A 24,709-nucleotide genomic window follows, 5' to 3' on the forward strand; every position below is an offset into this window, starting at 1 on the left:
AATCACGAAAACTGGAAAATTGATTATATTTAATAACTTATATTTGGCGCCGCTCATTTGAGTAGCGCCTTGAGGCCGTCCTCGCTTACCAGAGCGCCATGGTGTAACTGACAATCAACCGGTTCTCATCCAGGTCATTGCCAAAGTTCGAACGCACCGAGGCGTTGCGCCATTTCAACCCGAGCCCTTTCAACGTGCCGTCCTGCACCACGTAGGCAATGTCGGTATTGCGTTCCCACTCCTTGCCCTCCCCCGGCGCAGCGCGCTGCACGTTGTCACCGGAGATGTAGCGGGTCATGAACGTCAACCCGGGTACACCGAGGGCGGCAAAGTTGTAGTCATAGCGGGCTTGCCAGGAGCGCTCGTCGATGTTGGCGAAGTCGCCGATCTGGACGAAGTTGACCAGATACGGGTCGCTGCGGCTGATGTACGGGAAAGGATCGTCGCCGCTCATGCGCTGGTAACCCAGGCCCACGGCATGACCACCCAGACTGTAGGTAAACAGTGCGCCAAAGGCCTGGTTGTCGATGTTGCGGAAATTGCCGTCCTCGGTGCTGCGCGAATAACGCACGTCGCTCTTGAACGATTGACCGGCCCCCAGGTCCAGGGTATGGACGAACCCGAGGTAGTTCTGCTGGTAGATGTCCTGCAGTTTCCCGTAACGGTACTGCGCCGTGAGGTTGGGCAGGAACTGATAGTCCGCTCCGGCGAATTGGAACTTGTCGCTGGTGCCGCCGATGCGGTTCGCGGTCATGTCCTGGTAATCGGTGGAGTCGACGACGTTGATCTGGGTGAACTGCCCACCGGTCAGCTTCAATCGATCGATTTCCTGCACATTCAGCAGTCCGCCCTTGAACGTCGCCGGCAACAGCCGCGTATCGTTGGAGCTCACCACCGGGTCCTTGATCTGCAGCGTTCCCGCCTTGAGGGTGCTGTTGGACACGCGCACCTTGGCGGTCAGGCCCAGTTCGCCGTAACGGTCTTGCGACCCTCCGGACAAATCCGCCGGCAACAGGTTGGTGCCCGCCGTACCGCCACCGGAATCCAGCTTGAAACCGGCCATGCCCAAGACATCCAGGCCGAAACCGACAGTGCCGGCGGTATAGCCCGACTCCATCCGCAGCAAAAAGCCCTGGGCCCACTCCTCGGCCTTGTCCCGTGAACCTTCCTGGCGGAAGTCGCGGTTGAAGTAGAAGTTGCGCGCCTCAAGGCTGCCTTTGCTGTCGGCGATGAAATCCGCCCGGGCAGCAGGCATGCCGATCAGGCTCAAGCCAAGCACCGTGCCGATTGGGGCGTATATCCGCGGGAAGGATCTGAAATGTTGCATGCGTGCTCCTTTTATCGGCGCGAGCGAACCCTCTCGGGGGGCTTTGCGGGCGCCTCGTTATTCTTGTGTGAAGACGTTGTCGTTGGGACACGGGCGCAGTGAGCTGCGTCGTCGGGGTGGATTCTTCGCGTCACGCCTGGAAAGCGTCAAACGGGAAAAAAGGCAGATCGGACATAAGAAAAATTGATGCCTCCAATGGCCCGATCTGGAGTAACAATTGCAATCATAAGAACTACAAGCACCAAGAGAACCGTCATGAACCTCAAGTTCCTCGAAACCTTCGTCTGGGTGGCACGCCTGCAAAGCTTCAGCCTGACCGCCGAAAAGATGTTCAGCACCCAGGCCGCGATTTCCGCCCGGATCGCATCGTTGGAGGACGAGTTGGGCCTGCGCCTGTTCGTGCGCGATTCCCGGGGCGTATCGCTGACGCCCGAAGGTTTCAAGGTGCTCAACTACGCCGAGCAGATGCTCGAGGTCCAGCGTGCGCTGAAACAGTCGCTGGGCACCGGCAACGAGCAGCAAGGCCTGGTGCGCATCGGCGTGATGGATACGGTGATCCACACGTGGCTGAGCCCGTTGATGTCGATGCTGATGCAGGCGTTTCCGGCGGTGGAAATCGAAATCACCGCCGACGCTGCACGCAATCTGTGCGATCAGTTGCAGAAGGGTTACCTGGACATCGCCTTCCAGACCGACCTGGTCCGCCACGAAAGTGTGCGCAACCTCGAATTGGGTCACTACCCCATGCATTGGATCGCCGCCAGTCATTCGATCTATGCCCGGCCTTATGCTTCGCTGGCCGAGATGGCGAGCGAACGCATCATCACTTTCGTCAAGCAGTCACGGCCGCATCAGGATGTCCTCAATTTGCTGTACGCCCAAGGGATCAACGCCCCACGGGTCAGTTGCGTCAACTCGGTGTCGGCCATGACGCGGTTGATTCGCGACGGTTTCGGTATAGGTGCCCTGCCCGCGGCACTGGTGGCCAAACCCCTGGCAAGTGGCGAGCTGATCCAGTTGGAACCGGGTACTTCCCTGCCGCAGTTGAACGTCATCGCGTCCTGGCGCGCGGGCGTGGGGCTGGAACTGATCGAGAGCATCGTTCAGATGAGCCGCCAGGTGGTTGGGCAATATGCCCTGGATGTCGGTCCGCAACGCATGGTGACGGCACCAGGCCTGAACGGTCCGCTCTCGCTCGAATAACTTTTATTTGTCACGGGGTACCAACATTCCTTGTTGGACGTCGTTGCCTGGGTTTTCTAAAAAGAACGGACGAACCCATGGAGAAACCTTGATGTCCCTCCCAGCCTTGTCGTTTGAACAATTACAACATTATGAGCCCCTTGCCCTGCGCCAAGGCATCGCTGCGGGCCGGTACCAAGGGCATACCAGCGGCCTGGGCAAGGGACGGGTACAAGCCAATATCGTGATCCTGCCCGGCGATTGGGCCAACGAGTTCCTGCGCTACTGCACCCTCAATCGCCAGGCCTGCCCGATATTGGACGTGACCGAACCCGGGGACCCGTACTTCCGCAACCTGGGCAACGCCATCGATATCCGTCACGAAGTGCCCCGCTACCGGGTCTTCCGTGACGGCGAGTTGAGCGAAGAGCCGCTGGACATCGAACATCTGTGGCAGGACGACATGGTGGCCTTCGCCCTCGGCTGTTCATTCTCTTTCGAACAACCGCTGCTGGAAGCCGGCATCCGGCTGCGGCACATCGATCTGGGTCGCAACATCGCCATGTTCCGGACCAACATCGACACTCGCCCCACCGCCCGCCTCTCCGGCAAGATGGTGGTGACCATGCGACCGATGAAAGCCGCCGCCGCGATCCAGGCGATCCAGATCACCGGTCGCATGCCCAATGTCCATGGCGCCCCGGTACACATCGGCGACCCATCGCTGATCGGCATTCAATCCCTGGACAAACCGGACTACGGCGACGCCGTGCCGATCGAGGCGGACGAGATCCCGGTGTTCTGGGCCTGCGGCGTGACCCCGCAATCGGTGGTCCAGGCCTCGCGTCCACCGCTGTGCATCACCCACGCGCCGGGTTGCATGCTGGTGACGGATTTGTGGAATAGTGCTTTGTAGACTTCTCGGTTAACCACATACCCTGTGGGAGCGAGCCTGCTCGCGATAGCGGCGGCAAGGCCGGCATCGAGTTGCCTGACCCACCGCCTTCGCGAGCTGGCTCGCTCCCACAGGTATTGGGTTGCTTGAACCCTATTTATTAGAACAGCACCTCTCAACCCGACATGGACACCCGATGAACACGGCCCAACGATCGATCCAGCAGTACATCAACGCCAAGGACGCCAACCGCCCTCACCTGCTGGACCAGGCCTTCACGGCCGATGCCACCCTGGACATGATCGTGCGCACTGGCTCGATCTCTTTTCCGGGGCATGTGGAAGGCCGCGAGGCCATTGGCGACGTCCTGGTCAGGCGCTTTGGCCAGACCTTCGAAAACGTCTATACGTTTTGCCTGGGCGCCTCGCCTTCCGAGAATGCCAAGGCGTTCCAATGCAAATGGCTGGTGGCGATGTCGGACAAGCACAGCGGCGAGGTCCGGGTCGGTTGTGGGGTGTATGACTGGCAGTTCGAGCCTGCATCGCACCGGGCTGAACGATTGACGATCACCATCGAGCACATGGCTACGTTGCCGGCAGCCGACCTGGCGCCGGTCATGGCGTGGGTTTCGGCGCTGGACTATCCATGGTGTGACGTCCGCACGATTATGGACAACGCGCCGGATGCAGCCGGGCTTCAAGCGGTGCTCCAGTATGTGGCGGCCGAACCGCTGTAAACGACTCATTGCAATCTCAGCTCCGGGGAGCCGCCGACGTGAATATCAAGTTTCTGGAAACCTTCGTCTGGGTCGCTCGCCTGAAGAGCTTCCGGCTCACGGCAGAGAAACTCTTCACCACCCAGGCGTCCATTTCCAGCCGGATCGCGGCCTTGGAAGACGAAATGGGCGTGCGGCTGTTCGTGCGCGACTCCAAAGGCGTGTCGCTGACCTCCGAAGGACAACGGGTGCTGGAATATGCCGAGCGCATCATGGACACCATGCAGAGCATGAAGGCGGTGATCAAGGATCCGCGCCAGGTCCGTGGTCGGATCCGCATCGGCGCCATGGATACGGTCATCCACACTTGGCTCAGCCCGTTGGTCACGCGCCTGATGGAGTGCTATCCAGCCCTGGAGATCGAACTGTCGGCCGACACGGCGAGCAACCTGTGTTCCCAACTGGAAAAAGGTTACCAGGACATCATTTTCCAGACCGATATCCTGCGCCTGGACAGCGTGCGCAATGCGCTGCTGACCCGGTATCCGATGCATTGGGTGGTGCGCACCGGCTCGGTCTATGACCGGCAATACGCCTCGCTGGAGGATCTGTCCCAGGAACGCATCGTGACCTTCTCACGCAACTCGCGACCCCATCAGGACATCCTCAACCTGCTGCACTCGGCGAACATCGTGTCACCGCGCATCAACTGCGTGAACTCGGCCTCGGCCATCACCCGCCTGGTTCGCGACGGCTTCGGCATCGGCGCCATGCCGGCGGCGCTGGTACAGGGCGAACTGGCACAGGGCACGCTGACCCTGGTCACCGGCATACCGCTGCCCTCGGTGATGGACATCGTTGCCAGCTGGCGCACCGGCGCGGGCATGGAACGGGTGGAAGACATCGTCAGCCTGACCCGGGAGGTGGTGGATGAGTTCGTCGGGGCGCTGCCTGCGGGGTACCGGCTGGAGGCGCAGTAGGCTTCCGTGAACCACCGTGGGCGACCCTTGGCGCCCCTCCTATCCAAATCTGGCTTATGACGGCGCCGGCGCGACTACGAACTGTCAGTGAACTGCAATATTCCCGACTTACTCTGGACCCATACACCACGATTCATCACGGATCGCGGGTCATGCAGGCCGGGAATAGCCAGGGAACCACCAGATGAAAATAACGGTATTCGGAAGCGGTTACGTCGGGTTGGTGCAAGCCGCCGTGCTGGCCGAAGTGGGCCATGACGTGGTCTGCATGGACATCGACGAGCAGAAAGTCGAATGCCTGCGTCAAGGCCAGGTCAGCATCTACGAGCCAGGCCTGGCGCCATTGGTGCGTGAAGGGCTTGACGCCGGAAGATTGCATTTCACCAGCGATGAACGGCTCGCCGTGCAGCACGGGCAGGTGCTGTTCATCGCGGTAGGCACGCCATCCAGGGACGATGGCTCGGCCGATCTGTGCCAGGTCATGGCGGTGGGTGAAGCCGTCGCCCGCTACCGCGAGCAACCGGTGCTGTTGGTGGAGAAGTCCACCGTACCGGTGGGCACCGGCGATGCCTTGCGGGCCCACATCGATAAATGCCTGATCAAGGCAGGCCGCCTGTTGCAATTCGATATCGCCTCCAATCCGGAGTTTCTCAAGGAAGGCTCGGCGGTCGCCGATTGCCGCCGCCCGGATCGCATCGTGGTCGGTTGCGAGCGCGATGAGGTGCGCGAAACCATGCGCGACCTGTATGCACCGTTCAATCGCAACCACGACCGGGTCTTGTTCATGGACCTGCGCAGCGCCGAGCTGACCAAGTACGCCGCCAACGCCATGCTCGCGACCAAGATCAGCTTCATCAATCAGATCGCGGAACTGGCGGAGCACCTGGGGGCCGACATCGAAGCGGTGCGCCTGGGCATCGGTGCCGACTCACGCATCGGCTATCACTTCATCTACCCAGGCTGCGGCTACGGTGGCTCGTGCTTCCCCAAGGACATGCGCGCCCTGATCCACAGCGCCGAGCAGGCCCATTGCGCCAGCGATCTGCTGCAAGCGGTGGAAGCCATCAACGCAAGGCAGAAACACAAGCTGTTCGAGCGGATCAAGGCGTTCTACAACGGCGATCTGCGCGGCAGGACCTTTGCGTTGTGGGGGCTGGCCTTCAAGCCCAATACCGACGACATGCGCGACGCTCCGAGCCGGGTGCTCCTGGAGTCGCTGTGGGCCGCCGGCGCCGCTGTCCGGGCGTTCGATCCGGAGGCAATGCAGCAGACCCAGCAGCTCTACCCCAACGAGTCGAAACTCATGCTGATGGGCACCCCGGAATCGGTCTTGCCGGGTGCCGATGCGCTGATCATCTGTACCGAATGGCAACCTTTCAAGGCGCCGGACTTCGCGCTGATCCGGCAACGGCTCAAGGCCCCCGTGGTCTTTGATGGTCGCAACCTGTACGACCCGGAGCGCATGGCCGACAAGGGCTTTACCTACTTCCCGATGGGGCGTGGACGGTCATGCGAGTTGCCCATCGCACCGCAAGCCCGCTACCCGATCTCGCGAAGCGCTTGAGCACATGCTTACTTCAAAATAAATGATCTCAAACAGCATTAATATGAATTTGTAAGCGGGGATGGCGAACGTCACACTGTGCAGCGTTCCTTCCCCAATTGTTGGAACACTTAAAGGGCTTTCAGGGATCTTCCCGTAAGCCCCTTTTTTTGTTCGCTTTTCGGATTCGTGCTCTATGCTTTCTCGCTGGTTCCCCGCTGCTATCAATACCCGTCCCACCGAATGGAGCCGCGCCGCCATCGGCATGGCCCTGGGGGTGATGTTCAGTGTCTGGCTCTGCGGCCAGGTGTATGGCCTCGAAGTGGCGCAACACCTGATCGGCCCTCTCGGGGCTTCGGCAGTGCTGCTGTTCGCCGTGTCTTCGGGCGCCCTAGCCCAGCCCTGGTCGATTTTCGGCGGTTACCTGTGTGCCTCGGTCGTGGGCCTGCTGGTGGCTCATGTACTGGGGCGCACGCTGGGCAGCGCTTGCCTGGCAGCCGGCATGGCACTGGTGTTGATGTGCTGGCTGCGCTGTATTCATCCCCCGGCCGGTGCCCTGGCGGCGACGTTGGTGCTGGCGGATTCGTCCATTGTCGCCCTGGACTGGCAGGCGCTCGGCGCGGCCATGCTGGCAGGTTCCGCACTGCTGGTCAGTGCGCTGGCCTACAACAACCTGACGCGGGTGCGCTATCCGAAGCGGGCCAGCGAACCGGTGGCGGTCATTCCCGCCGACCATCCTCCCGTCGACCGTCAGGCCATTACCGCCGAGGACTTGAAACTGGCTCTTGCGGAAATGGAAGCATTCTTCGACGTAACCCCCGAAGATCTCGAACAATTGATCCATGCCAGCGAGCGAAATGCCAAGCGCCGCAGCATCACGGAGGTGCTATCGGGTCGCGACTGAGCCTGTGGCTGCTATAAATATGCAGACAGGACCTGCACGTATACCGGTTGTGCGAGGCAATTTTGCACTGTTACGATCCCGACCGGATACGCGCGACACAATTCATAAAGAACAATAAAAGCAGGGAGTTAGCGATGACTGCTCAGGTTTCATCCCAAGCCACAGGGAGCGTCGAAGTCGTGGCCTGTGAGGTGTTGGTCGAGGTTCGCAACCACATCGGCCATTTGACCCTGAACCGCCCCGCCGGCCTCAATGCCCTGACCCTGGGCATGGTGCGCAGCTTGCAGCAACAACTCGATGCCTGGCTTGCCGACCCTCAGATCCACGCGGTGGTGTTGCGCGGCGCCGGAGAAAAGGCGTTCTGTGCCGGTGGCGATATCCGTTCGCTGTACGACAGCCATAAGCAAGGCGACACGCTGCACGAAGACTTTTTCGTCGAGGAGTATGCCCTCGACCTGACGATCCACCATTACCGCAAACCCATTCTCGCCCTGATGGACGGTTTCGTCCTGGGCGGCGGCATGGGCCTGGCCCAGGGCGCGGACCTGCGGGTGGTGACCGAACGCAGCCGCCTGGGCATGCCCGAGGTCGGCATCGGTTATTTCCCGGACGTCGGTGGCAGTTATTTCCTGCCGCGTATCCCTGGCGAGCTGGGCATCTACCTGGGGGTCAGCGGCGCCCAGATAAAGGCCGCCGACGCGTTGTACTGCGGGTTGGCCGACTGGTACCTGGAAAGCCGCAAGCTCGCCCAGCTCGACGAGCGTCTCGACCGCCTGGAATGGAGCGACATGCCGCTCAAGGACCTGCAAAGCCTGCTGGCGAAACTCGCCGTGCAGCAACTGCCGGCCCCACCGCTGGACGACCTGCGCCCGGCCATCGATCACTTCTTCGCCCTGCCCGATGTGCCGAGCATGGTCGAGCAACTGCGCCAGGTCACTGTTGCCAACAGCCATGAATGGGCGCTGCAAACCGCTGAGCTGATGGAAACCCGCTCGCCCCTGGCCATGGCGGTCACCCTGGAAATGCTGCGACGCGGGCGCCATCTGAGCCTGGAAGACTGTTTCGCCCTGGAGCTGCACCTGGACCGGCAATGGTTCGAGCGCGGCGACCTGATCGAAGGCGTGCGCGCCCTGCTGATCGATAAAGACAAGACGCCACGCTGGAACCCGCCGACCCTGGATACGCTCGACGCGAACCAGGTCGCGAGTTTCTTCGACGGCCTCGACGACCTCCGGAACTGAGCCCATGCACGACCTCGAATTGACCGAAGAACAAGTGATGATCCGCGACATGGCCCGGGACTTTGCCCGTGGCGAAATCGCGCCCCATGCCCAGGCGTGGGAGAAGGCCGGGTGGATCGACGATGGCCTGGTGGCGAAGATGGGTGAGCTGGGCCTGCTGGGCATGGTGGTGCCCGAGGAATGGGGCGGCACCTACGTCGACTACGTCGCCTACGCCCTGGCGGTGGAGGAAATCTCCGCGGGTGATGGCGCCACCGGGGCCCTGATGAGCATCCACAACTCGGTGGGTTGCGGGCCGGTCCTGAATTTCGGCACCGATGAACAGAAACAGACCTGGCTGGCCGACCTGGCGAGCGGACAGGCCATTGGCTGCTTCTGCCTGACCGAACCCCAGGCCGGCTCCGAGGCGCACAACCTGCGCACCCGCGCCGAATTGCGGGATGGCCACTGGGTCATCAATGGCGCCAAACAGTTCGTCAGCAACGGCAAGCGGGCGAAACTGGCGATTGTGTTCGCGGTGACAGACCCGGACCTGGGCAAGAAAGGCATCTCGGCCTTCCTGGTGCCGACCGATACACCGGGCTTCATCGTCGATCGCACCGAGCACAAGATGGGCATCCGCGCTTCGGACACCTGTGCCGTTACCTTGAACAACTGCCGCGTCCCCGAGGCGAACCTGTTGGGTGCCCGTGGCAAGGGCCTGGCGATCGCCCTCTCCAACCTGGAAGGCGGCCGCATCGGCATCGCCGCCCAGGCCCTCGGTATCGCCCGGGCGGCATTCGAGGCGGCCCTGGCCTATTCGCGGGATCGGGTGCAGTTCGACAAACCGATCATCGAGCACCAGAGCGTCGCCAACCTGCTGGCCGACATGCACACCCGCCTGAATGCCGCCCGCCTGCTCATCCTCCACGCCGCCCGCCTGCGCAGCGCCGGCAAACCCTGCCTCTCGGAAGCCTCCCAGGCGAAGCTGTTCGCCTCGGAAATGGCCGAAAAGGTCTGCTCCTCGGCGATGCAGATTCATGGTGGATACGGCTATCTGGAAGACTATCCGGTGGAGCGCTACTACCGCGATGCGCGGATTACCCAGATCTATGAAGGGTCGAGCGAGATCCAGCGGATGGTCATCGCCCGGGAATTGAAGAACTACCTGGTGTAAAGCATCGCGAGCAGGCTCGCTCCCACATTGGATCTCTGGAGTACGCAATATTTGCGTACACCACGGACCCTGTGGGAGCGAGCCTGCTCGCGATAGCGGTCTACCTGTTACAGCGCGATCAATCGTAGAACGGCTCAACCAACGTCCGGCTGCCGACAAAAAAGCTATCCGCCACCAGCCGCAGCGGTTGCAGGTCCAGGTCGCTGGCCTTGTCGGCGATCAGCCGTTGGAAGTGTCGATACACTGCCGCGTACTCACCCTCCTCCGAAACCGCCTGGTGCACGCCATCGATGCTCAGCAGCGCGCCGCCGTTGTCCAGGCGCAAGGTGCCTTCGGCGCAGCGGATCTCGATGCTCCAGAGTTCATCGTGACCGTGGTCGAAATCGAACTCCGCGCGGATATCGAGGTGACGGGCATCCGACATCTGGATGCTTGCGGCGATAGGCGACTGGCAATTATCGGGAACCCGTAGCTGCGCCGATTTGACGAACAGCGGCCGTGGCAACAGATGGGTCGCGATCGACAAGGCATTGATGCCGGGATCGAACACCCCGAGGCCGCCCGGTTGCCAGATCCATGCCTGGCCGGGATGCCATTTGCGCACATCCTCCTTCCAGTCGATCTGCACGCTTTGCAGAGTGCGGCTGGCTAGCCAGTCCCTGGCCGCTTCGATGCCGGGCGCGTAGCGCGAGTGCCAGGCAAACAACGCACTGACGCCCTGCTCTTCGGCCTGGTCGACCAACGCCATCGCTTCACCGAGGGTAGCGCACGGCGGTTTCTCCACCAGCACGTGTTTGCCGGCGTCCAAGGCTTGCTCCACCAGCGCGAATCGGCCCTGCGGCGGCGTGCAGAACGCTATTGCATCAACCTGGGGACCGCTGGCAAGCAGCTCGCCCAGGGACTTGAAATTCTCTACCCCGGCACAGGGCTGCCCTTGCGTGGCGACCGCCACCAGTTGAAACGCGGGATTGGCGTGGATCGCAGGGACATGCTGATCCTGGGCAATCTTGCCGTAGCCCACCAGACCGAGACGGATCGGTTGCATCAAAGACTCCTGTTTTTTTACTTGTAATCGGCCAGCAAACTAGACGTAAAACGCTTGGCAGACAATAGTGATGCGCATCACAGATCAAACGGGCGCCGGAGCCGCCGAAGGGGCTTTTTTCTCAATAAGCGCTTATAAAGCGCTCAGGAATTCGCGGAAGAAAAAGCTTTACCACTACATGGACCACAGGAGCCGTAACAATGAGCACCACCGAGCAAGTACAAGGTACTGGCAAATACAGCGCCAAATGGCAGGAACGCTTTAATTTCTTTGATACCTATGGCGCGCCGAACGACCCGCGACACAAGGAAGCCTTCAAGGCCCTGCCAGGTTTCAAGAAAAAGATCCTGATCAATGCCAACGTGATTGCCTTCTTCTTCGGCCCGATCTACCTGTTCGTCCTGGGGCTCTGGAAGAAGAACCTGGCCATGATCGGCATCATGATCGGGCTGAGTATCGCAGTGAGCGTGATTTTCGGACTGATGGGCATGGAATCTCCGAGGGCGCTGGATACGGGCATGAGCGCCGCTTTCTCGGTGATGTACGCGATCATGACCAACTACGCGTATTACCTGAAAGAAGTCAAAGGCGAGCAAAGCTGGAACCCGTTCGAAGGCATGCGCTTCTGACCTCAGCCTCCGACCGTCCAAGAGCCCGCACCTCGTCATGAGCATGCGGGCTTTTTTGTCTCCGAGGCCGAGAATCCCGGATGAATCCATGTGGTCGTTCGTGCTGTGAGTATTCGTGTCGAACTTCCCGGAGGATCGTTTGTTCCAAAAGGAAAGGCCGCTGAAGCTCTGGCGAGTTCATAACCCTGGCGATTAGGTGGTCTTTGTCAGCCTATGGCATGATGCCCTAGTACTTTCCCTGATGAGAGGCTGGTTGTGTCAGAGATTCCCCTAGTGGTATGTGATGACTCCAACATGGCTCGTAAGCAAGTTTTACGGGCATTGCCGGCGGACTGGTCGGTTTCCATTACCGAGGCCAGTAACGGCCGCCAGGCCATGGAGGCCATACGCAAGGGACTGGGCCAAGTGGTGCTGCTCGACCTGACCATGCCGGAGATGGATGGTTATCAGGTATTGAGCGCGCTGCGCACCGAAGGATTGAAGGCACAAGTCATCGTGATTTCCGGTGACGTCCAGGAGGAAGCGGTACGTCGCGTCAGTGAATTGGGCGCACTCGCCTTCCTGAAAAAGCCTTTCGACGAAACCGAACTGCGCCAGACCCTCAGCCGCCTGGGCCTGCTGAACAATTCGGCACAGACGCCTCCACAGCATCGCCCCACAACCAACACCGCCATCCATTTTCACGATGCGTTCCGCGAGACGGTCAACGTCGCCATCGGCCGGGCCGCCGCCCTGATCGCCAAGGTCCTGGGGGTCTTCGTGCAGTTGCCGGTGCCGAACGTGAACGTCCTCGAAGTCGGTGAGTTGCACATGGCGCTCGCCGATGCCGGCAGTTCCCAGCAGCTCACAGCCATCTGCCAGGGCTTTATCGGCAGTGGCATCGCCGGTGAAGCCCTGCTGATGTTCCATGATTCGGAAGTCGCCGATATCGCGCAATTGATGCAGCGCCAGAGCGCTGATTATTCGGACCTGGAAATGGTCCTCGATCTTTCCAGCGTGCTGATCGGCGCGTGCCTGAGCAGCATCGCCGAGCAGATCGACGTGGTGTTTTCCCAAGGTCACCCGCAGGTGCTCGGCCAGCACGCGGCGATCGACGAGCTGATCCGGGTCAACCAGACCCGCTGGAAAAAGACCCTCGCCGTGGAAATCAGCTACAGCCTGGAAGGCCACGACATTCGCTTCGACCTGTTATTGCTGTTCACGGAAGACTCAATCGAGCGGTTGACCCACAAACTCGCCTACTTGATGAGCTGAGCCATGAACAATCCTGTTGATCTGAATGAATTCCACTGGTTGCTGGCGATTGTCCAGAGCATCGACGTCGGTGTGGTGGTGCTTGACCGCGACTATAGGGTGCAGGTCTGGAACACGTTCATGGAGAACCGTTCCGGGGTCCAACCCAAGGATGCCCATAACCAGCATTTCTTCAGCCTGTTTCCCGAAGTCGACCACCAGTGGTTCAGCCGCAAGGTGGAAAGCGTCGCCGCCCTGGGCACACCCGCCTTCACCGTCTGGGAGCAGCGCCCCTACCTGGTTCGGTTCAAGAACTACCAGCCGATCACCGGTCACGAAGCGTTCATGTACCAGAACACCACCCTGCTGCCCCTGCGTTCCCCCGACAGCAAGATCAACCATATCTGCCTGGTGATCTATGACGTCACCGACGTCGCCACCAACCGTCATCAGCTCCAGGCCGCCAACGCCCAGTTGCAGCTACTGTCCAGCACCGATCGACTGACCGGCCTGTACAACCGTGGACACTGGGAAGAGAGCCTCAAGGCCGCCTATGCCCGGCATCAGCGCTATGGCAATAACTCCAGCCTGGTGATGTTCGACATCGACCACTTCAAGCGGGTCAATGACACCTACGGCCATCAGGCAGGCGACAAGGTCATCGAACAGGTCGCTCGCCTGGTCCGCGAGCATGTGCGCGACTCCGACGTCGCCGGGCGTTATGGCGGTGAAGAATTCGGCGTGGTGCTTTCGGATACCGACAAGGCCGGTGCACGGATGTTTGCCGAGCGCCTGCGCAAGGCCGTCGAAGAAATGGACGTGGCGTACGGCGACGTGGTCATCCGTTTCACCATCAGCCTGGGGGTGGCCGATCTGAGCCAGCCGTCCAACAGCCACGCCGACCTGATCGCCTGGGCGGACGAAGCGTTGTACACCTCCAAGAAAACCGGGCGCAATCGGGTGACGGTGCACGAGTAACCGCCGACGTAACCGCTACGTTGCCTGCTGGCTCCTCAATGCACCGATGATGAAGGCGTGAAGACTGTTCACGGCCTTCGAACCCCGAGAGGCCCGGCTGCGAAAGACCGATACCTCCATCGGTTCTATGCCGCCCAGATCGTGTTCGTTGCCAAGCACTTGCAATGAGGCCGAGACGGTGCACTGGGTGATGGCAGCAATGGCAATCCCACCTTCCACCGCCGCGACCTGGCCAGCCAGACTGGAGCTGTTGTAGACCACCTTGTACCGACGGCCCTGCAGCGTTAACGAATTGACCGCGTTGCGCCGGGCCAGGCTGGTACTTTCGTACACCGCGATCGGTATGGGATCACGCCGCCAGAGCTCGAACTGAGGCGACCCCACCCACACCATGGGTTCCTTGAACAGAAATGTACCCCGTTGGGGGGAATCCCTGGACACCAGTGCCAGGTCCAGGTCCCCATTCATCACCCGTGGGATCAGGGTCGTCGATTGCTCGCAATCCAGTTCTATTTCAACGCCCCCATAACGGGGAGCGAAGCGCTTGAGCACAGGCGTCAGGTACTTGGCCGCATAATCCTCGGCAACACCCAGCCGTATACGCCCGGTCAACTCTTCGCCATGGAAGGCTGCCTGGGTTTCGGCATGCAGCGCAACCATGCGCCGCGCATAGCCCAGGAGGGTCTGCCCATCGAGGGTCAACTGCAGATGCCGCGGGCCGCGACTCAATAACTGCCGCCCAAGCGCCGTTTCCAGTTTTTTCATCTGCATGCTCACAGCGGACTGTGATCGATGCACCTCAAGGGCTGCGCCTGAAAGTGAACCGGCGTCCACCACCGCGACAAAGCACTTGAGCCAGTCCATCTGCAAATCGCCGGAAGGCATGTCCACCACCTCTATTCGATAATCGAATGTCTAAGCCATGAATTATGCGCTTCCGTTGAGCGGGTTTCACCAGCAGGATGCGGGCGAGGACGTTGCCTTTCACTGGAGAACATCATGCCCTTCGAGACCTGGCTGCTCTATCTGGTTACCTGCTGCGGCATTGCGGTGGTGCCCGGGCCCAACGCGCTGCTGGTGCTGACCCACGGGGCGATCCATGGCAACCGCAAGACCCTGTTCACCATCAGCGGCGGTGTGTCGGGATTCGTCGTGATGCTCTCGCTGTGTGCCCTCGGGCTGGGTGCATTGATCCAGGCCTCGGTGACCTGGTTCATGGTTTTGAAAGTTGTCGGCGGGCTCTACCTCATCTGGCTGGGCCTGGGGTTGTGGCGGTCGGCGCCGGTTTCCCTGGACGTGGACGCCGTGACAGGGTCCGGCCCGTGGTCGCTTTTCCGCCAGGGCCTGTTGTCGGCAGTCTCGAACCCCAAGGCACTGTTGCTGTTCACCGCGTTTATCCCGCCCTTCCTGGACCCACACCGCAACCTGCTCGCCCAGACTGCCGCCATCGCCCTGACCTACGCCGTGGTGGAATTCATCGTCGAGTACCTCGTGGCTACGGCGGCGTATCGGGTCAGGCCCTGGCTGGCCCGGGCCGGACGTCGGTTCAACAAGGTCTGCGGCGGGTTTTTCGTGGCGTTTGGCGTGGTGCTGCCCATCCATTCCTGACTGCTGGCGCCAGACGCGGGTTGAGCCGAACCTTTACGCCGAAGGCGCTACCGTAACGTCAGCCTGGCCGCTTTGGATCAACGCCGCCCTCACAAGACCTTCCGTTTTCTTACGTTCGACGAAGTCCCGGACATACGCCGCGCCCGCTGCATACTGGCGTGGCACAGCCATGGCCTGGCGGATGGCGGTGAATGCGCCGTCAATGACGCGATGGGCCGGGTTGTCGGCCGCGACCTGTTCCAGTGGCTGGCGTACGCCCGCTGCGGCGTCGAGCCGACCGTCGATATAAAGATCCACCGCACCGGCCGACGTTTCTGCCCGTTCAAGCTGCGCATGCTTCAAGGTACGCGACAGAAACAAGTCGTAGGCCGCGCCTTTGCCCACCGCCAGCCTGAGCCCCGGCTGGTCAAGATCCTCAACCGTGCGGTAAGGCGAGTCCGCCGCCACCAGGTAGGTTCCCTCGATGATCACGTAAGGCGCGCTGAAGGCGATCTGTTCTTCCCGAACGGGTTCGATCGCCAGAAAGGCCACGCGCCATGCGCCCTCCTCCAGCGCGGCAAAGACCTTGCCGGCGGCATCAAAGGTGACCATCTCCAAGGCCACGCCGAGCTCCTGGGCCAACGCCTTCGCCAGGGCCACCGATACGCCTTGCGGCGAACCATCCGGTGCCTGTTGGGCCAATACCGGATTGCCGAAGTTGATGGCGGCGCGCAACACGCCCAGAGGGGCGAGGTCGTCCATTACCGCTTGATTGATCGCATTCATCATTTGCTCCTGAAATCAGCAACGAAGGTCAGTTATTGTCAGTGAGCTTCACGACTCACAGCGACCGCGCCTTGCGCAGGTTATTGACGGGTTCGCTCGACCACCTTGCGGATCACGAACGGCAACACCCCGCCATTGACCAGGTAACGCAGCTCCTGGATCGAATCGATGCGCACCCCAAGCTGCACCGTTTGGCGCTCACCGTTGGCGCGATGCAGCAGCATGTCCACGCGATTATCACCCACCCTGAGGTCATCGAGGCCGAGGAAATCGAAACGCTCGTCCCCCTGCAAGGCCAGGTCGTCAACCGACTGACCAGCCTTGAAACACAACGGGATCACACCCATGCCGATCAGGTTGCTGCGATGGATACGCTCGATGCTCCGGGCCACCACGGCCTTGACCCTCAACAGTGCCTGGGCCTTGGCCGCCCAGTCGCGGCTGGAGCCGGCGCCGTAGTTGATCCCGGCGAAGATCACCATGGGTGTCTGTTGCGCGGCATAGCTCTTCGCGGCCTCATACAGCGGCAGGCATTGGCTGTGATCGGCGTTCCAGGCCCAGGCGCCCGGCCCCGGCTGGTTGTCGCCCAACAGGTGATTCCTTACGGCTTTGTTGGTGAACGCGCCCCGCAGCATCACTTCATGGTTGCTGCGGCGGGTGGAATACTGATTGAGATCCTTGGGATCTTCGCCACGCTCCAGCAACCATTGTCCAGCCAGGCTGTCGGCGGGAATGGAATAGGCCGGCGAGATGTGGTCGGTGGTGACGTTGTCGCCCAATACCAGCAGCGTGCGGGCGCCGCTGATGGCCAGAGTGGTTTTCGGCTCGGCCGAAATGTCGGCCAGGTACTGTGGACGGCGCAGGTAAGTTGACTCGGGATTCCAGGGAAACCGGACGCTGCCCTCGGCCGACAGTGACTGCCAGTGATGGGTACCGTCCCAGATCTTTGCCAGGCGTTGCTGGAACAACGCCGGCTTGACCACCTTGGCCACTTGCGCGGAGATTTCGGCATCCGTCGGCATCAAGTCACGCAGATACACCGGTTCGCCGGCTTCATCGACGGCGAGCGCCTGGGATTCCAGGTCGATATCGATGGTCCCGGCGATGGCATAGGCAACGCACAGCGCCGGCGACGCCAGGTAGCCGGCGGGCACCTTGGGGTTGACCCGGCCTTCGAAGTTACGGTTGCCGGACAGCACCACCACACCCTTGAGGCCTTCATCGGCAAAGCGCTCGACGTGGCTCTCAAGCTGCCCGGAGTTACCGATGCAGGTCATGCAACCGAAGCCTGCGAGGTCGAAACCGAGCGCCGAGAAATCCTCCAGCAGATCGGCCTCGGCCAGATAGTCGGCGACCACCCGCGAGCCTGGCGACAAGGACGTCTTGACCCACGGTTTGCGCTTGAGCCCCAGTTGACGCGCCCTGCGCGCCAGCAACCCGGCCTGGATCATCTGCGCAGGGTTGGCCGTATTGGTGCAACTGGTAATCGCCGCCATCACCACCGCGCCATGGGAGATGGGCTCCCCAAGCGCCGGATCGTAGAAATGTCGTGGGGCTGGTCCGGCGATCAGATCCGCACCGCCCAGGACTTCATTGCGAAAGGAGGTCGCCGCGTTCGACAGTTTCTGACGCTGGTGGGGCTGATGAGGGCCGGCGACGCTCGCTTCGATGCTTGCCAGATCCAGCTCGATCAATTCGTCGAACTGCGGCTCGGGCAACTCGTCGCGCCGCCACAGCGGCTGGGCGTTCATGTAGCCGACGACCTTGTTGCACAAGGATTCGCTGCGCCCGGTGAGCTTCAGGTACGCCAGGGTTTCATCGTCGAACGGGAAGAACACCACTGTGGCGCCATACTCCGGAGCCATGTTGGACACCGTACCCCGGGCTGCCCAGCTCAAGGAGGCAATCCCCGGGCCGGTAAACTCGACGAACGTGCCGACCACCGAACGCTTGCGCAGGATCTGCGCCACGTGCAGCGACAGGTCGGTCGCCGTGACACCTGGGCGCAGGGTATTGGTGACACGAATGCCGATCACCTTGGGAAAGCTGATCGGCACCGGCTCGCCGAGCATGGCCGCCTGGCCTTCCAGCCCGCCGACGCCCCACCCCAATACACCGATCGCATTGATCATCGGCGTATGGCTGTCCGTCGCGACCATGTCATCCGGATGCAGCAAGCGCCCACCGTCCTCGCTGCGACTTTCCCATACCACCTGGGCCAGGGCTTCCATGTTCATCTGATGGATGATGCCGGTGCCCGGCGGGATCACGGCAAAATTGTCCAGGCTCTTCTGCGCCCATTTGATGAAGCGATAGCGCTCGCTGTTGCGGCGGAAGTCGATGTCCAGATTACCCTCGACCGCGTCGGCTTCGGCATAACGCTCGACAATCACCGAGTGGTCGATAGTCAACACCGCCGGAATAAGCGGGTTCATGGCTCGTGGATCACCGCCCAACTCCGCGACGACATCACGCATGCCGGCGAAATCGGCCAGTGCCGGCAGGCACGTGGTGTCATGGAACATCAGGCGGTTTGGCTGGAACGGCACTTCGCAATCGGGCCCCTCGCCGATGGCGCGAGCCAGCACCGAAGGCAGCGATTCGGGCGAGCAGCGCGCCACGTTCTCCAGCAAAATACGAATCGAATAGGGAAGCCTCGCCAGGTGAGACGCAGGCAGCATCCTGTTCAGATCGACAAAAGCAAACAGCTCGTTATCGATCAGCAGATGATTGAGGTGGTTGGTCTCGGTCATGCTCATATCGCCCAGGTCTTTATCATTGTCGCGAGCTTCGGCTTGGCCGTGCACTGGCGTTATTGAGCCGCGGGTGTTTCTCACAAGAAGCCCGTCGCGGCGGCACGACAAGCATGCCGCCGCGCCCGATCAGCCCGAAATGACCTGCGCGACCGCTTCGCCGAACGCCTGAGTGCCCAATGAGCCCCCCAGATCCGGGGTACGTTGCCGGGGATCTTTCAGGACCGTGTCGACGGCCGTGTCCATCGCCTGCCCCGCCTCGATCAATGCCGGGCGCTGATGATGCTCGCCCATCCACTGCAGCAACATGCCGACGGACAGGATCATCGACACCGGGTTGGCCTTGTCCTGCCCGGCAATGTCCGGTGCCGAACCGTGTTGTGCCTGGGCACAGCAATGGCTGTCGCTGGCCATCATCGACCCGGCAAGTCCCAGGCTGCCCGACAGTTCGCTGGCCAGGTCGCTGATGATGTCGCCATAGAAGTTGGTTGCGACCAGAACGTCAAAGCGCTCGGGATTGCGCACCAGGTGGGCCGTCGATGCGTCGACCAGCAGGTCGTCGAGCGCAACCTCGGGGAATTCCCTGGCGACATCGCGCACACACTCCAGGAACAGGCCATCGGTCATGTGGAAGCTGTTGGCCTTGTGGATGGCGGTGACCTTTTTCCCGCGTTTCATGGCCAGTTCGAATGCCCGTCGCGCAATCCGCTCGCTGCAGTGACGGGTGATCTTGCGAGTGGACAGCGCCATGTCTGGCGTCGGCATCACTTCGCCCCAACCGCGGCTCATGTTGCGGTCCGGGTAAAAACCTTCAGTGGCTTCACGCATGATGACCAAGTCCATGGTCTTGCCTTCCTTCATATTCGAAGTCAGGAACGAACGGGTGCGTGCCGGTCGGACATTGGCATACAGGTCCAGGCCGATGCGGAAACCGGCCGAAACGTTACGACCACCCTTTTCCGGAGCCGGGTAATCGGCGTGGGACTGGGTGCCCAGGATGATCCCGTCATAGCCCTTGGCCTTTTCCAACACTTCGTCACGCAGCGTCGTGCCGTGTTTTTCCAGGCTGGTGAAACCGACATCGTCGTAATCGAAGGTTAACCCGAGATCGAATTTCCCGTTGGCGGCCTTCAGGACCGTCATGGCTGAATTCACGATTTCAGGACCGATACCGTCACCAGGAAGCACCAAAATACGCATCGCTAACCCCTTGATATTTATTGATTTTAACCATCCGCGGGTCGACCCGGCAGCGGGTATGTATATCGGAATAACGAAATACAATTTACCTTATGGAAAGGTGACTCACTCCCTTCCCCCTGCCAATCGGATTATGCCGTGCCAAGCTCGACAGATTGCATTTTATTGCACGAATATACAATTCGTGCAACCTTGGCACGTCGTACCGTTTGAACGATGCCTGGGTTAGTGGGGAATCGAGGCCTCGACGTTGCGCTGCGCATCCTGCTCTTCCCTGGCCTCTTTTTCGGTCTTCTGTCGTCCGACGACGTCAAGGTGATTGCGCAGGAAATCTGCAGCCGCTTCGCGCTCGCCGCTTTCAATGAGGTTCAGGAGTTGGATGTGTTCTTTGCACTGGGTGATCAACCGAGGCCGATCCACGTTGGCTTTGTAGGCCATGAAACGGCGCAACTGGTTTTGCCGGCGGATGGCTTCGAGAAAGAATGCATTCCCCGAACAGCGCACGATCAGTTCGTGCAATTGCGCACCAATCTGGAAAAGCTGCGATCGCGACAGCTTGAAGATGTCGCCGTCGAGCAATCGCTGCTGCGCCTCCCGGGCCTTGGCGAAGGCCAGTTTGTCGACCACGTAACCCGGTTCGAGTATGGCGGCAGGCTCAATCGCCATACGGAAACGGTAGCTCTGGATGTGAGCCTTGGAGTCGTGCAGGAAGCTGTTGATTTCCCAGCCCTGCCCTGGCTTGCGCTCAACCATGGCTTCGTTGGCCAGGCGACTCAGGACCTTCATGAGTTGCCCACGGGGCACCTCGTACTTGCGCATCAGTTCCGCTTCAAAAAACGTCGTGGGAATGTCGCCGCGAAGCATGTCGTCGACCACGCGCAGGTAAAAATCCTCGAACGGGTCCACCTCCAACGGCAGTTTGCCGCTGTCGATGCCGCTCGCGTCGGCCGTGAGGAAATACCCGCGATTGGGTTCCTTGACCGCGAGCCCAAGCTCGGCCAGCAAGGCGAAACCGCGCCGGATCGGCGACCGGGAAACTCCCAGTTCCTTGGCGAAGGCTTCCTCGCGCAAGGGGTCGCCGGTACGCATCGATCGAGCCCGGGCCATGTCGATGATCCTGGGCGCCAATTGCTCGGCCAGGTCTTTTTTTATCCTGGGTTTCGTTCTGGACGGATCATCCACCAGGGGCGATTCGAGAGTCGGGTCTGCTGAATTCATGAAAACCAGTCATCAAAAGAGAATAAGGCCAATGCAGTGGTATGGGATCGAAGGATGACGCCATAATCCGGACCTCGAAGAAAAATAACACACTCAATGCTCATCAACACGCCGCAGCGGCGCTGTGCCTGCACCGACCATTCTTGACCCAGGGAAATCCAATGAAGGCCCCGCTCATCTATCTGATCCACGCCACTCCCCTGTCCATTGCGCCGATCAGCGAAGCCTTCGCGCGCCTATGGCCCGAAGCCAGGTTGGCGAATCTGCTCGAAGACTCCCTTTCCCGAGACCTGGCCGAAGCCGGTGCGCTGACCCCGGAGATGAACCAACGCTTCCTGAAGCTCGCTGCCTACGCTTGTGAGTCAGGTGCGGATGCCATCCTGTTTACCTGCTCGGCCTTTGGCGAGGCCATCGATCAGTGCAAGCGCGCCCTGGACATTCCCGTGCTCAAGCCAAACGAAGCAATGATCGAAGAAGCGCTCCAGCGCACCGGCAAGCTGGCCCTGTTGGCGACCTTCGACGCGGCAATTCCGTCGATGGTCGAGGAATTCAAGCACTATGCGCAGCAGCAAGGCGTAGACCTTCAGCTCGAGACCCATGTCTGCGCCGGGGCGTTTGGAGAGCTGCAGAATGGCCACAAGGATCGCCATGACCAGTTGATTGCTGAGCGTGCACGCACGATCACTGGCGGCGAGTTGCTGTGTTTCGCCCAGTTCTCGATGACCAGCGCGGCACGACAGGCCAGCCAGGCCTGTGGCCTTGACGTACTCACCACCCCCGACAGTGCTGTCCTGAAGCTGCGTCGCCTGCTGCAGGCTTGAGGCTTGCACCGATAGTCGCGGCTGTAGGAGCGAAGCTTGTTCGCGATAGCGACAGATCAGTCAACATTGTGCTGACTGGCTTACCGTAATCGCGAGCAAGCTTTGCTCCTACAGGGTCCATGCCTGACCATTTGTAAGAAAGAGGCTTGTTTTTACGATTATTGTACTGCGTTATCTTGTAAAACAATTTCTCCTGAGGTTTATTAGGGACGGCAGCCTGAAAGGTTGCCTCGATGCTCCCTACAAAAACACAACAGGAGTTAACGCATGAACAACAGAATCGCCTTCGTCACCGCCGGCATGGGAAGCCTGGGTACCGCCGTCTGCCAACGACTGGCGAGGGATGGCTTTACCGTCGTCGCGGGATGCGGTCCGGACTCCCCCCTCAAAGACACCTGGCTGAACCAACAACAGGCACTTGGTTTTTCCTTCATCGCATCCGAAGGCAATGTCGCGGATTGGGACTCCTGCCGCCGGGCGTTCGAGGCGATCAGGAAAAACATCGGCCCTGTCGACGTTCTGATCAACAACGCCGGCACTGCCCGCAACGTCGTTTTCCAGGACATGCAGCCCAATGACTGGGCGACCGTGATCGACACCAACCTCAACTCCCTGTTCAACGTGACCAAACAAGTCATCGATGGCATGGCCGAGCGCGGCTGGGGCCGGGTCATCAATATTTCCTCGGTCAACGCCCAGCTCGGCCAGGTGGGACAGGTCAACTACTCCACCGCCAAATCCGCCATTCGCGGTTTCACCCGGGCACTGGCGCGGGAGGTCGGCCCTCGCGGTGTCACGGTCAACACCGTATCACCCGGCTACGTCGCGACGGCAAAACTCAAGGCTGTCACCACCACTGACGTCATGGATCGCATTGTCCAGGACATCCCCTCCCGTCGCCTTGGCACGCCACAAGAAATTGCCTCGATGTGCGCCTGGCTCGCCAGCGAGGAATCCGGTTATGCCAACGGCGCCGACTTCTCGCTCAATGGCGGTCTGCACATGAGCTGAGGCTCATCCGGGCCCGGCGGCAAGCCGCTGCGTCTGACCTGTTTCCCACGGGAACCTTGATGCACCTGAGCGCTGATCCATAACAATAATTGTATTTTAGGTCAAGGTGATACAAATGCTCTCACTATTCGGCTACGGCATGATCGTCACGTTCATGGCGCTGATCATGACCAAGCGATTGTCGCCCCTGGTTGCCATGACGACAGTTCCAATCATCTTTGCGGTCATCGCCGGATTCGGTCCGGAAATGGGCGGGATGATGATCGAAGGGCTGAAGAAGGTCGCCCCCACCGCGGTCATGGTGATGTTCGCGATTCTGTATTTCGGCGTCATGTTCGATACCGGGCTGTTCGACCCGATCATTCGAAAGTTCATTGCATTGATCAATGGCGATCCGGTCAAGGCGGTGATGTTCGCCACGCTGCTGGCGGGCATGGTCTCGCTGGACGGCGACGGTTCGACGACCTACATGATCACCATCACCGCGATGCTGCCCTTGTTCAAGCGCTTGCGCCTGGACCCCTTGTGTCTCACGTGCCTGGTCATCCTGGCAGCGAGCGTGACCAACCTGTTGCCGTGGGGCGGTCCCTTGGCGCGTGCCGCGGCATCGTTGCAAGTCGATACCGCCGACCTCTTCCTGCCCTTGATTCCGGTGATGGTAGTCGCCTTCCTGGGCGTTCTCGCGCTGGCGTACTTCATCGGTATCCGGGAGCGTCAGCGCCTGGGGACCCTGCGCCTTTCGGCGGGCGCCGCCGCCACTGTTTTCGATGACGAGAATGATGAAGGCCTGCCCACGATGTCCGAAGAAAATGCCGAGCTGCGCCGTCCCAAGCTGTTCTGGCTGAACGCCACGCTGACGGTGGCGTTGATGGCTGGATTGGTGATGGAGTGGTTGCCGTTGTCGATCCTGTTCATGGTCGCGTTTTCCGTCGCCCTGCTGATCAACTATCCGCATATGCATGATCAGCGTCGTCGGATCTCGGCCCACGCGCCCACGGCGTTGAATCAGATCGCGATCTTCCTGGCCGCCGGCATTCTCGCCGGGATCCTTTCCGGGACCGGTATGGTCAACGCCATGTCCGCCAGCTTCCTGGCGATGCTTCCGCAGACATGGGGCCCCTACCTGGCGCCGATTACCGCGCTGGCGAGCATCCCGGGCACGTTCTTCATGTCCAACGATGCCTTCTATTATGGCGTGCTGCCGGTGCTGGCCAAGGCTGCGGCGGCGTATGGCATTTCTCCCGCGGAAATTGGCCGGGCATCGCTGGTGGGTCAACCGGTGCACCTGCTGAGCCCGTTGGTGGCATCCACGTATCTCTTGTGCGGACTGGCCGGCGTGGAGTTCAGCGACCACCAGAAATACACCCTCAAGTGGTCGTTTGCGTTGAGTTTCCTGATCCTGGGCGTGTGCTTGCTCTTGGGCCTATTCCCCTTCCAGGCCGGCGTGTAAGGCAAGGATCGCGTAGCGTAGGCAAACAAAGTCCCGGCAACGCAAACGTACCGGG

Annotated in this window: 22 protein-coding genes; 15 read left to right on the forward strand and 7 right to left on the reverse strand. The window is 60.8% G+C overall.

Going from position 1 to position 24,709, the window contains the following annotated elements:
- Positions 1-85 precede the first annotated feature (85 nt).
- Positions 86-1,327 carry an OprD family porin gene (locus N005_RS22195; RefSeq protein ID WP_047703140.1) on the reverse strand — a complete coding sequence of 414 codons (1,242 nt, stop codon included), beginning with the start codon at positions 1,325-1,327 and terminating at the stop codon, positions 86-88.
- A gap of 255 nt (positions 1,328-1,582) precedes the next feature.
- Here N005_RS22195 and N005_RS22200 point away from each other — a divergent pair, with 255 nt between their 5' ends.
- From N005_RS22200 to N005_RS22235, 8 genes are all read left to right on the forward strand, one after another.
- Positions 1,583-2,530 carry a LysR family transcriptional regulator gene (locus tag N005_RS22200; RefSeq protein ID WP_047703141.1) on the forward strand — a complete coding sequence of 316 codons (948 nt, stop codon included), beginning with the start codon at positions 1,583-1,585 and terminating at the stop codon, positions 2,528-2,530.
- Between the two features lie 91 nt (positions 2,531-2,621).
- Positions 2,622-3,425 carry a putative hydro-lyase gene (locus N005_RS22205; RefSeq protein WP_047703142.1) on the forward strand — a complete coding sequence of 268 codons (804 nt, stop codon included), beginning with the start codon at positions 2,622-2,624 and terminating at the stop codon, positions 3,423-3,425.
- A gap of 175 nt (positions 3,426-3,600) precedes the next feature.
- On the forward strand, positions 3,601-4,140 hold the full coding sequence (locus N005_RS22210; protein ID WP_047703143.1) for a hypothetical protein: 540 nt from the start codon (positions 3,601-3,603) through the stop codon (positions 4,138-4,140).
- 38 nt (positions 4,141-4,178) lie between these two features.
- Positions 4,179-5,099 (forward strand): LysR family transcriptional regulator, encoded by a 921-nt coding sequence (locus tag N005_RS22215; protein ID WP_047703144.1) that lies wholly within the window; start codon positions 4,179-4,181, stop codon positions 5,097-5,099.
- A 184-nt stretch (positions 5,100-5,283) separates the two neighbouring features.
- Positions 5,284-6,663: a UDP-glucose dehydrogenase family protein gene (locus N005_RS22220; RefSeq protein WP_047703145.1), complete on the forward strand. Its 1,380-nt coding sequence runs from the start codon at positions 5,284-5,286 to the stop codon at positions 6,661-6,663.
- Between the two features lie 175 nt (positions 6,664-6,838).
- Positions 6,839-7,546 carry an HPP family protein gene (locus N005_RS22225; protein ID WP_047703146.1) on the forward strand — a complete coding sequence of 236 codons (708 nt, stop codon included), beginning with the start codon at positions 6,839-6,841 and terminating at the stop codon, positions 7,544-7,546.
- Between the two features lie 134 nt (positions 7,547-7,680).
- Positions 7,681-8,787 (forward strand): enoyl-CoA hydratase/isomerase family protein, encoded by a 1,107-nt coding sequence (locus N005_RS22230; protein ID WP_047703147.1) that lies wholly within the window; start codon positions 7,681-7,683, stop codon positions 8,785-8,787.
- A gap of 4 nt (positions 8,788-8,791) precedes the next feature.
- The gene (locus N005_RS22235) at positions 8,792-9,943 is read left to right on the forward strand and encodes an acyl-CoA dehydrogenase family protein (RefSeq protein WP_047703148.1); all 1,152 of its coding nucleotides are present in this window, start codon (positions 8,792-8,794) and stop codon (positions 9,941-9,943) included.
- Positions 9,944-10,061: 118 nt separating this feature from the next.
- On the opposite strand, the gene N005_RS22240 is transcribed toward N005_RS22235, so the two are convergent.
- A complete protein-coding gene (locus tag N005_RS22240; RefSeq protein WP_047703149.1) occupies positions 10,062-10,988 on the reverse strand; it encodes a Gfo/Idh/MocA family protein in 927 nt (308 codons plus the stop codon).
- A gap of 200 nt (positions 10,989-11,188) precedes the next feature.
- Here N005_RS22240 and N005_RS22245 point away from each other — a divergent pair, with 200 nt between their 5' ends.
- From N005_RS22245 to N005_RS22255, 3 genes are all read left to right on the forward strand, one after another.
- Positions 11,189-11,617, forward strand: a complete 429-nt coding sequence (locus N005_RS22245) for a DUF2628 domain-containing protein (RefSeq protein ID WP_041020921.1) — start codon at positions 11,189-11,191, stop codon at positions 11,615-11,617.
- A 255-nt stretch (positions 11,618-11,872) separates the two neighbouring features.
- Positions 11,873-12,871, forward strand: a complete 999-nt coding sequence (locus tag N005_RS22250; RefSeq protein ID WP_047703150.1) for a response regulator — start codon at positions 11,873-11,875, stop codon at positions 12,869-12,871.
- A gap of 3 nt (positions 12,872-12,874) precedes the next feature.
- Positions 12,875-13,828 carry a GGDEF domain-containing protein gene (locus N005_RS22255; protein WP_047703151.1) on the forward strand — a complete coding sequence of 318 codons (954 nt, stop codon included), beginning with the start codon at positions 12,875-12,877 and terminating at the stop codon, positions 13,826-13,828.
- 15 nt (positions 13,829-13,843) lie between these two features.
- Here N005_RS22255 and N005_RS22260 read toward each other — a convergent pair whose 3' ends face one another.
- Positions 13,844-14,713: a LysR family transcriptional regulator gene (locus N005_RS22260; protein WP_047703152.1), complete on the reverse strand. Its 870-nt coding sequence runs from the start codon at positions 14,711-14,713 to the stop codon at positions 13,844-13,846.
- Positions 14,714-14,827: 114 nt separating this feature from the next.
- On the opposite strand from N005_RS22260, the gene N005_RS22265 reads away from it, so the two are divergent.
- Positions 14,828-15,436, forward strand: coding sequence for a LysE family translocator (locus tag N005_RS22265; RefSeq protein WP_047703153.1), 609 nt, complete (start codon positions 14,828-14,830; stop codon positions 15,434-15,436).
- Positions 15,437-15,469: 33 nt separating this feature from the next.
- Here N005_RS22265 and N005_RS22270 read toward each other — a convergent pair whose 3' ends face one another.
- From N005_RS22270 to N005_RS22285, 4 genes are all read right to left on the reverse strand, one after another.
- Positions 15,470-16,201 carry a transporter substrate-binding domain-containing protein gene (locus tag N005_RS22270; RefSeq protein ID WP_047703154.1) on the reverse strand — a complete coding sequence of 244 codons (732 nt, stop codon included), beginning with the start codon at positions 16,199-16,201 and terminating at the stop codon, positions 15,470-15,472.
- Positions 16,202-16,281: 80 nt separating this feature from the next.
- Positions 16,282-18,960: an aconitate hydratase AcnA gene (gene acnA / locus N005_RS22275; RefSeq protein ID WP_408003336.1), complete on the reverse strand. Its 2,679-nt coding sequence runs from the start codon at positions 18,958-18,960 to the stop codon at positions 16,282-16,284.
- Between the two features lie 123 nt (positions 18,961-19,083).
- Positions 19,084-20,154 carry an isocitrate/isopropylmalate dehydrogenase family protein gene (locus N005_RS22280; RefSeq protein ID WP_047703155.1) on the reverse strand — a complete coding sequence of 357 codons (1,071 nt, stop codon included), beginning with the start codon at positions 20,152-20,154 and terminating at the stop codon, positions 19,084-19,086.
- A 225-nt stretch (positions 20,155-20,379) separates the two neighbouring features.
- A complete protein-coding gene (locus N005_RS22285) occupies positions 20,380-21,372 on the reverse strand; it encodes a GntR family transcriptional regulator (protein WP_081993322.1) in 993 nt (330 codons plus the stop codon).
- A 161-nt stretch (positions 21,373-21,533) separates the two neighbouring features.
- Here N005_RS22285 and N005_RS22290 point away from each other — a divergent pair, with 161 nt between their 5' ends.
- From N005_RS22290 to N005_RS22300, 3 genes are all read left to right on the forward strand, one after another.
- Positions 21,534-22,193, forward strand: coding sequence for an aspartate/glutamate racemase family protein (locus N005_RS22290; protein WP_047703156.1), 660 nt, complete (start codon positions 21,534-21,536; stop codon positions 22,191-22,193).
- Positions 22,194-22,460: 267 nt separating this feature from the next.
- A complete protein-coding gene (gene phbB, locus N005_RS22295) occupies positions 22,461-23,204 on the forward strand; it encodes an acetoacetyl-CoA reductase (RefSeq protein WP_047703157.1) in 744 nt (247 codons plus the stop codon).
- Positions 23,205-23,319: 115 nt separating this feature from the next.
- Positions 23,320-24,654, forward strand: coding sequence for a CitMHS family transporter (locus N005_RS22300; RefSeq protein ID WP_047703158.1), 1,335 nt, complete (start codon positions 23,320-23,322; stop codon positions 24,652-24,654).
- The last annotated feature ends 55 nt before the right edge of the window (positions 24,655-24,709 follow it).

This window comes from Pseudomonas mediterranea CFBP 5447, from assembly GCF_000774145.1.
GTDB classification, from domain to species: Bacteria; Pseudomonadota; Gammaproteobacteria; order Pseudomonadales; family Pseudomonadaceae; genus Aquipseudomonas; species Aquipseudomonas mediterranea.

Excerpts from the sequence above, each read along its gene's own strand:
- N005_RS22225 (WP_047703146.1), top strand. The coding sequence starts at position 6,839 with ATGCTTTCTCGCTGGTTCCCCGCTGCTATCAATACCCGTCCCACCGAA.
- N005_RS22230 (WP_047703147.1), top strand. The coding sequence starts at position 7,681 with ATGACTGCTCAGGTTTCATCCCAAGCCACAGGGAGCGTCGAAGTCGTG.
- N005_RS22260 (WP_047703152.1), bottom strand. The coding sequence starts at position 14,713 with ATGCCTTCCGGCGATTTGCAGATGGACTGGCTCAAGTGCTTTGTCGCG.
- N005_RS22290 (WP_047703156.1), top strand. The coding sequence starts at position 21,534 with ATGAAGGCCCCGCTCATCTATCTGATCCACGCCACTCCCCTGTCCATT.
- N005_RS22205 (WP_047703142.1), top strand. The coding sequence starts at position 2,622 with ATGTCCCTCCCAGCCTTGTCGTTTGAACAATTACAACATTATGAGCCC.
- N005_RS22270 (WP_047703154.1), bottom strand. The coding sequence starts at position 16,201 with ATGAATGCGATCAATCAAGCGGTAATGGACGACCTCGCCCCTCTGGGC.
- N005_RS22255 (WP_047703151.1), top strand. The coding sequence starts at position 12,875 with ATGAACAATCCTGTTGATCTGAATGAATTCCACTGGTTGCTGGCGATT.
- N005_RS22300 (WP_047703158.1), top strand. The coding sequence starts at position 23,320 with ATGCTCTCACTATTCGGCTACGGCATGATCGTCACGTTCATGGCGCTG.
- N005_RS22195 (WP_047703140.1), bottom strand. The coding sequence starts at position 1,327 with ATGCAACATTTCAGATCCTTCCCGCGGATATACGCCCCAATCGGCACG.
- acnA (WP_408003336.1), bottom strand. The coding sequence starts at position 18,960 with ATGAGCATGACCGAGACCAACCACCTCAATCATCTGCTGATCGATAAC.
- N005_RS22220 (WP_047703145.1), top strand. The coding sequence starts at position 5,284 with ATGAAAATAACGGTATTCGGAAGCGGTTACGTCGGGTTGGTGCAAGCC.
- phbB (WP_047703157.1), top strand. The coding sequence starts at position 22,461 with ATGAACAACAGAATCGCCTTCGTCACCGCCGGCATGGGAAGCCTGGGT.
- N005_RS22265 (WP_047703153.1), top strand. The coding sequence starts at position 14,828 with ATGCCCTTCGAGACCTGGCTGCTCTATCTGGTTACCTGCTGCGGCATT.
- N005_RS22280 (WP_047703155.1), bottom strand. The coding sequence starts at position 20,154 with ATGCGTATTTTGGTGCTTCCTGGTGACGGTATCGGTCCTGAAATCGTG.
- N005_RS22240 (WP_047703149.1), bottom strand. The coding sequence starts at position 10,988 with ATGCAACCGATCCGTCTCGGTCTGGTGGGCTACGGCAAGATTGCCCAG.
- N005_RS22210 (WP_047703143.1), top strand. The coding sequence starts at position 3,601 with ATGAACACGGCCCAACGATCGATCCAGCAGTACATCAACGCCAAGGAC.
- N005_RS22285 (WP_081993322.1), bottom strand. The coding sequence starts at position 21,372 with ATGAATTCAGCAGACCCGACTCTCGAATCGCCCCTGGTGGATGATCCG.
- N005_RS22200 (WP_047703141.1), top strand. The coding sequence starts at position 1,583 with ATGAACCTCAAGTTCCTCGAAACCTTCGTCTGGGTGGCACGCCTGCAA.
- N005_RS22245 (WP_041020921.1), top strand. The coding sequence starts at position 11,189 with ATGAGCACCACCGAGCAAGTACAAGGTACTGGCAAATACAGCGCCAAA.
- N005_RS22235 (WP_047703148.1), top strand. The coding sequence starts at position 8,792 with ATGCACGACCTCGAATTGACCGAAGAACAAGTGATGATCCGCGACATG.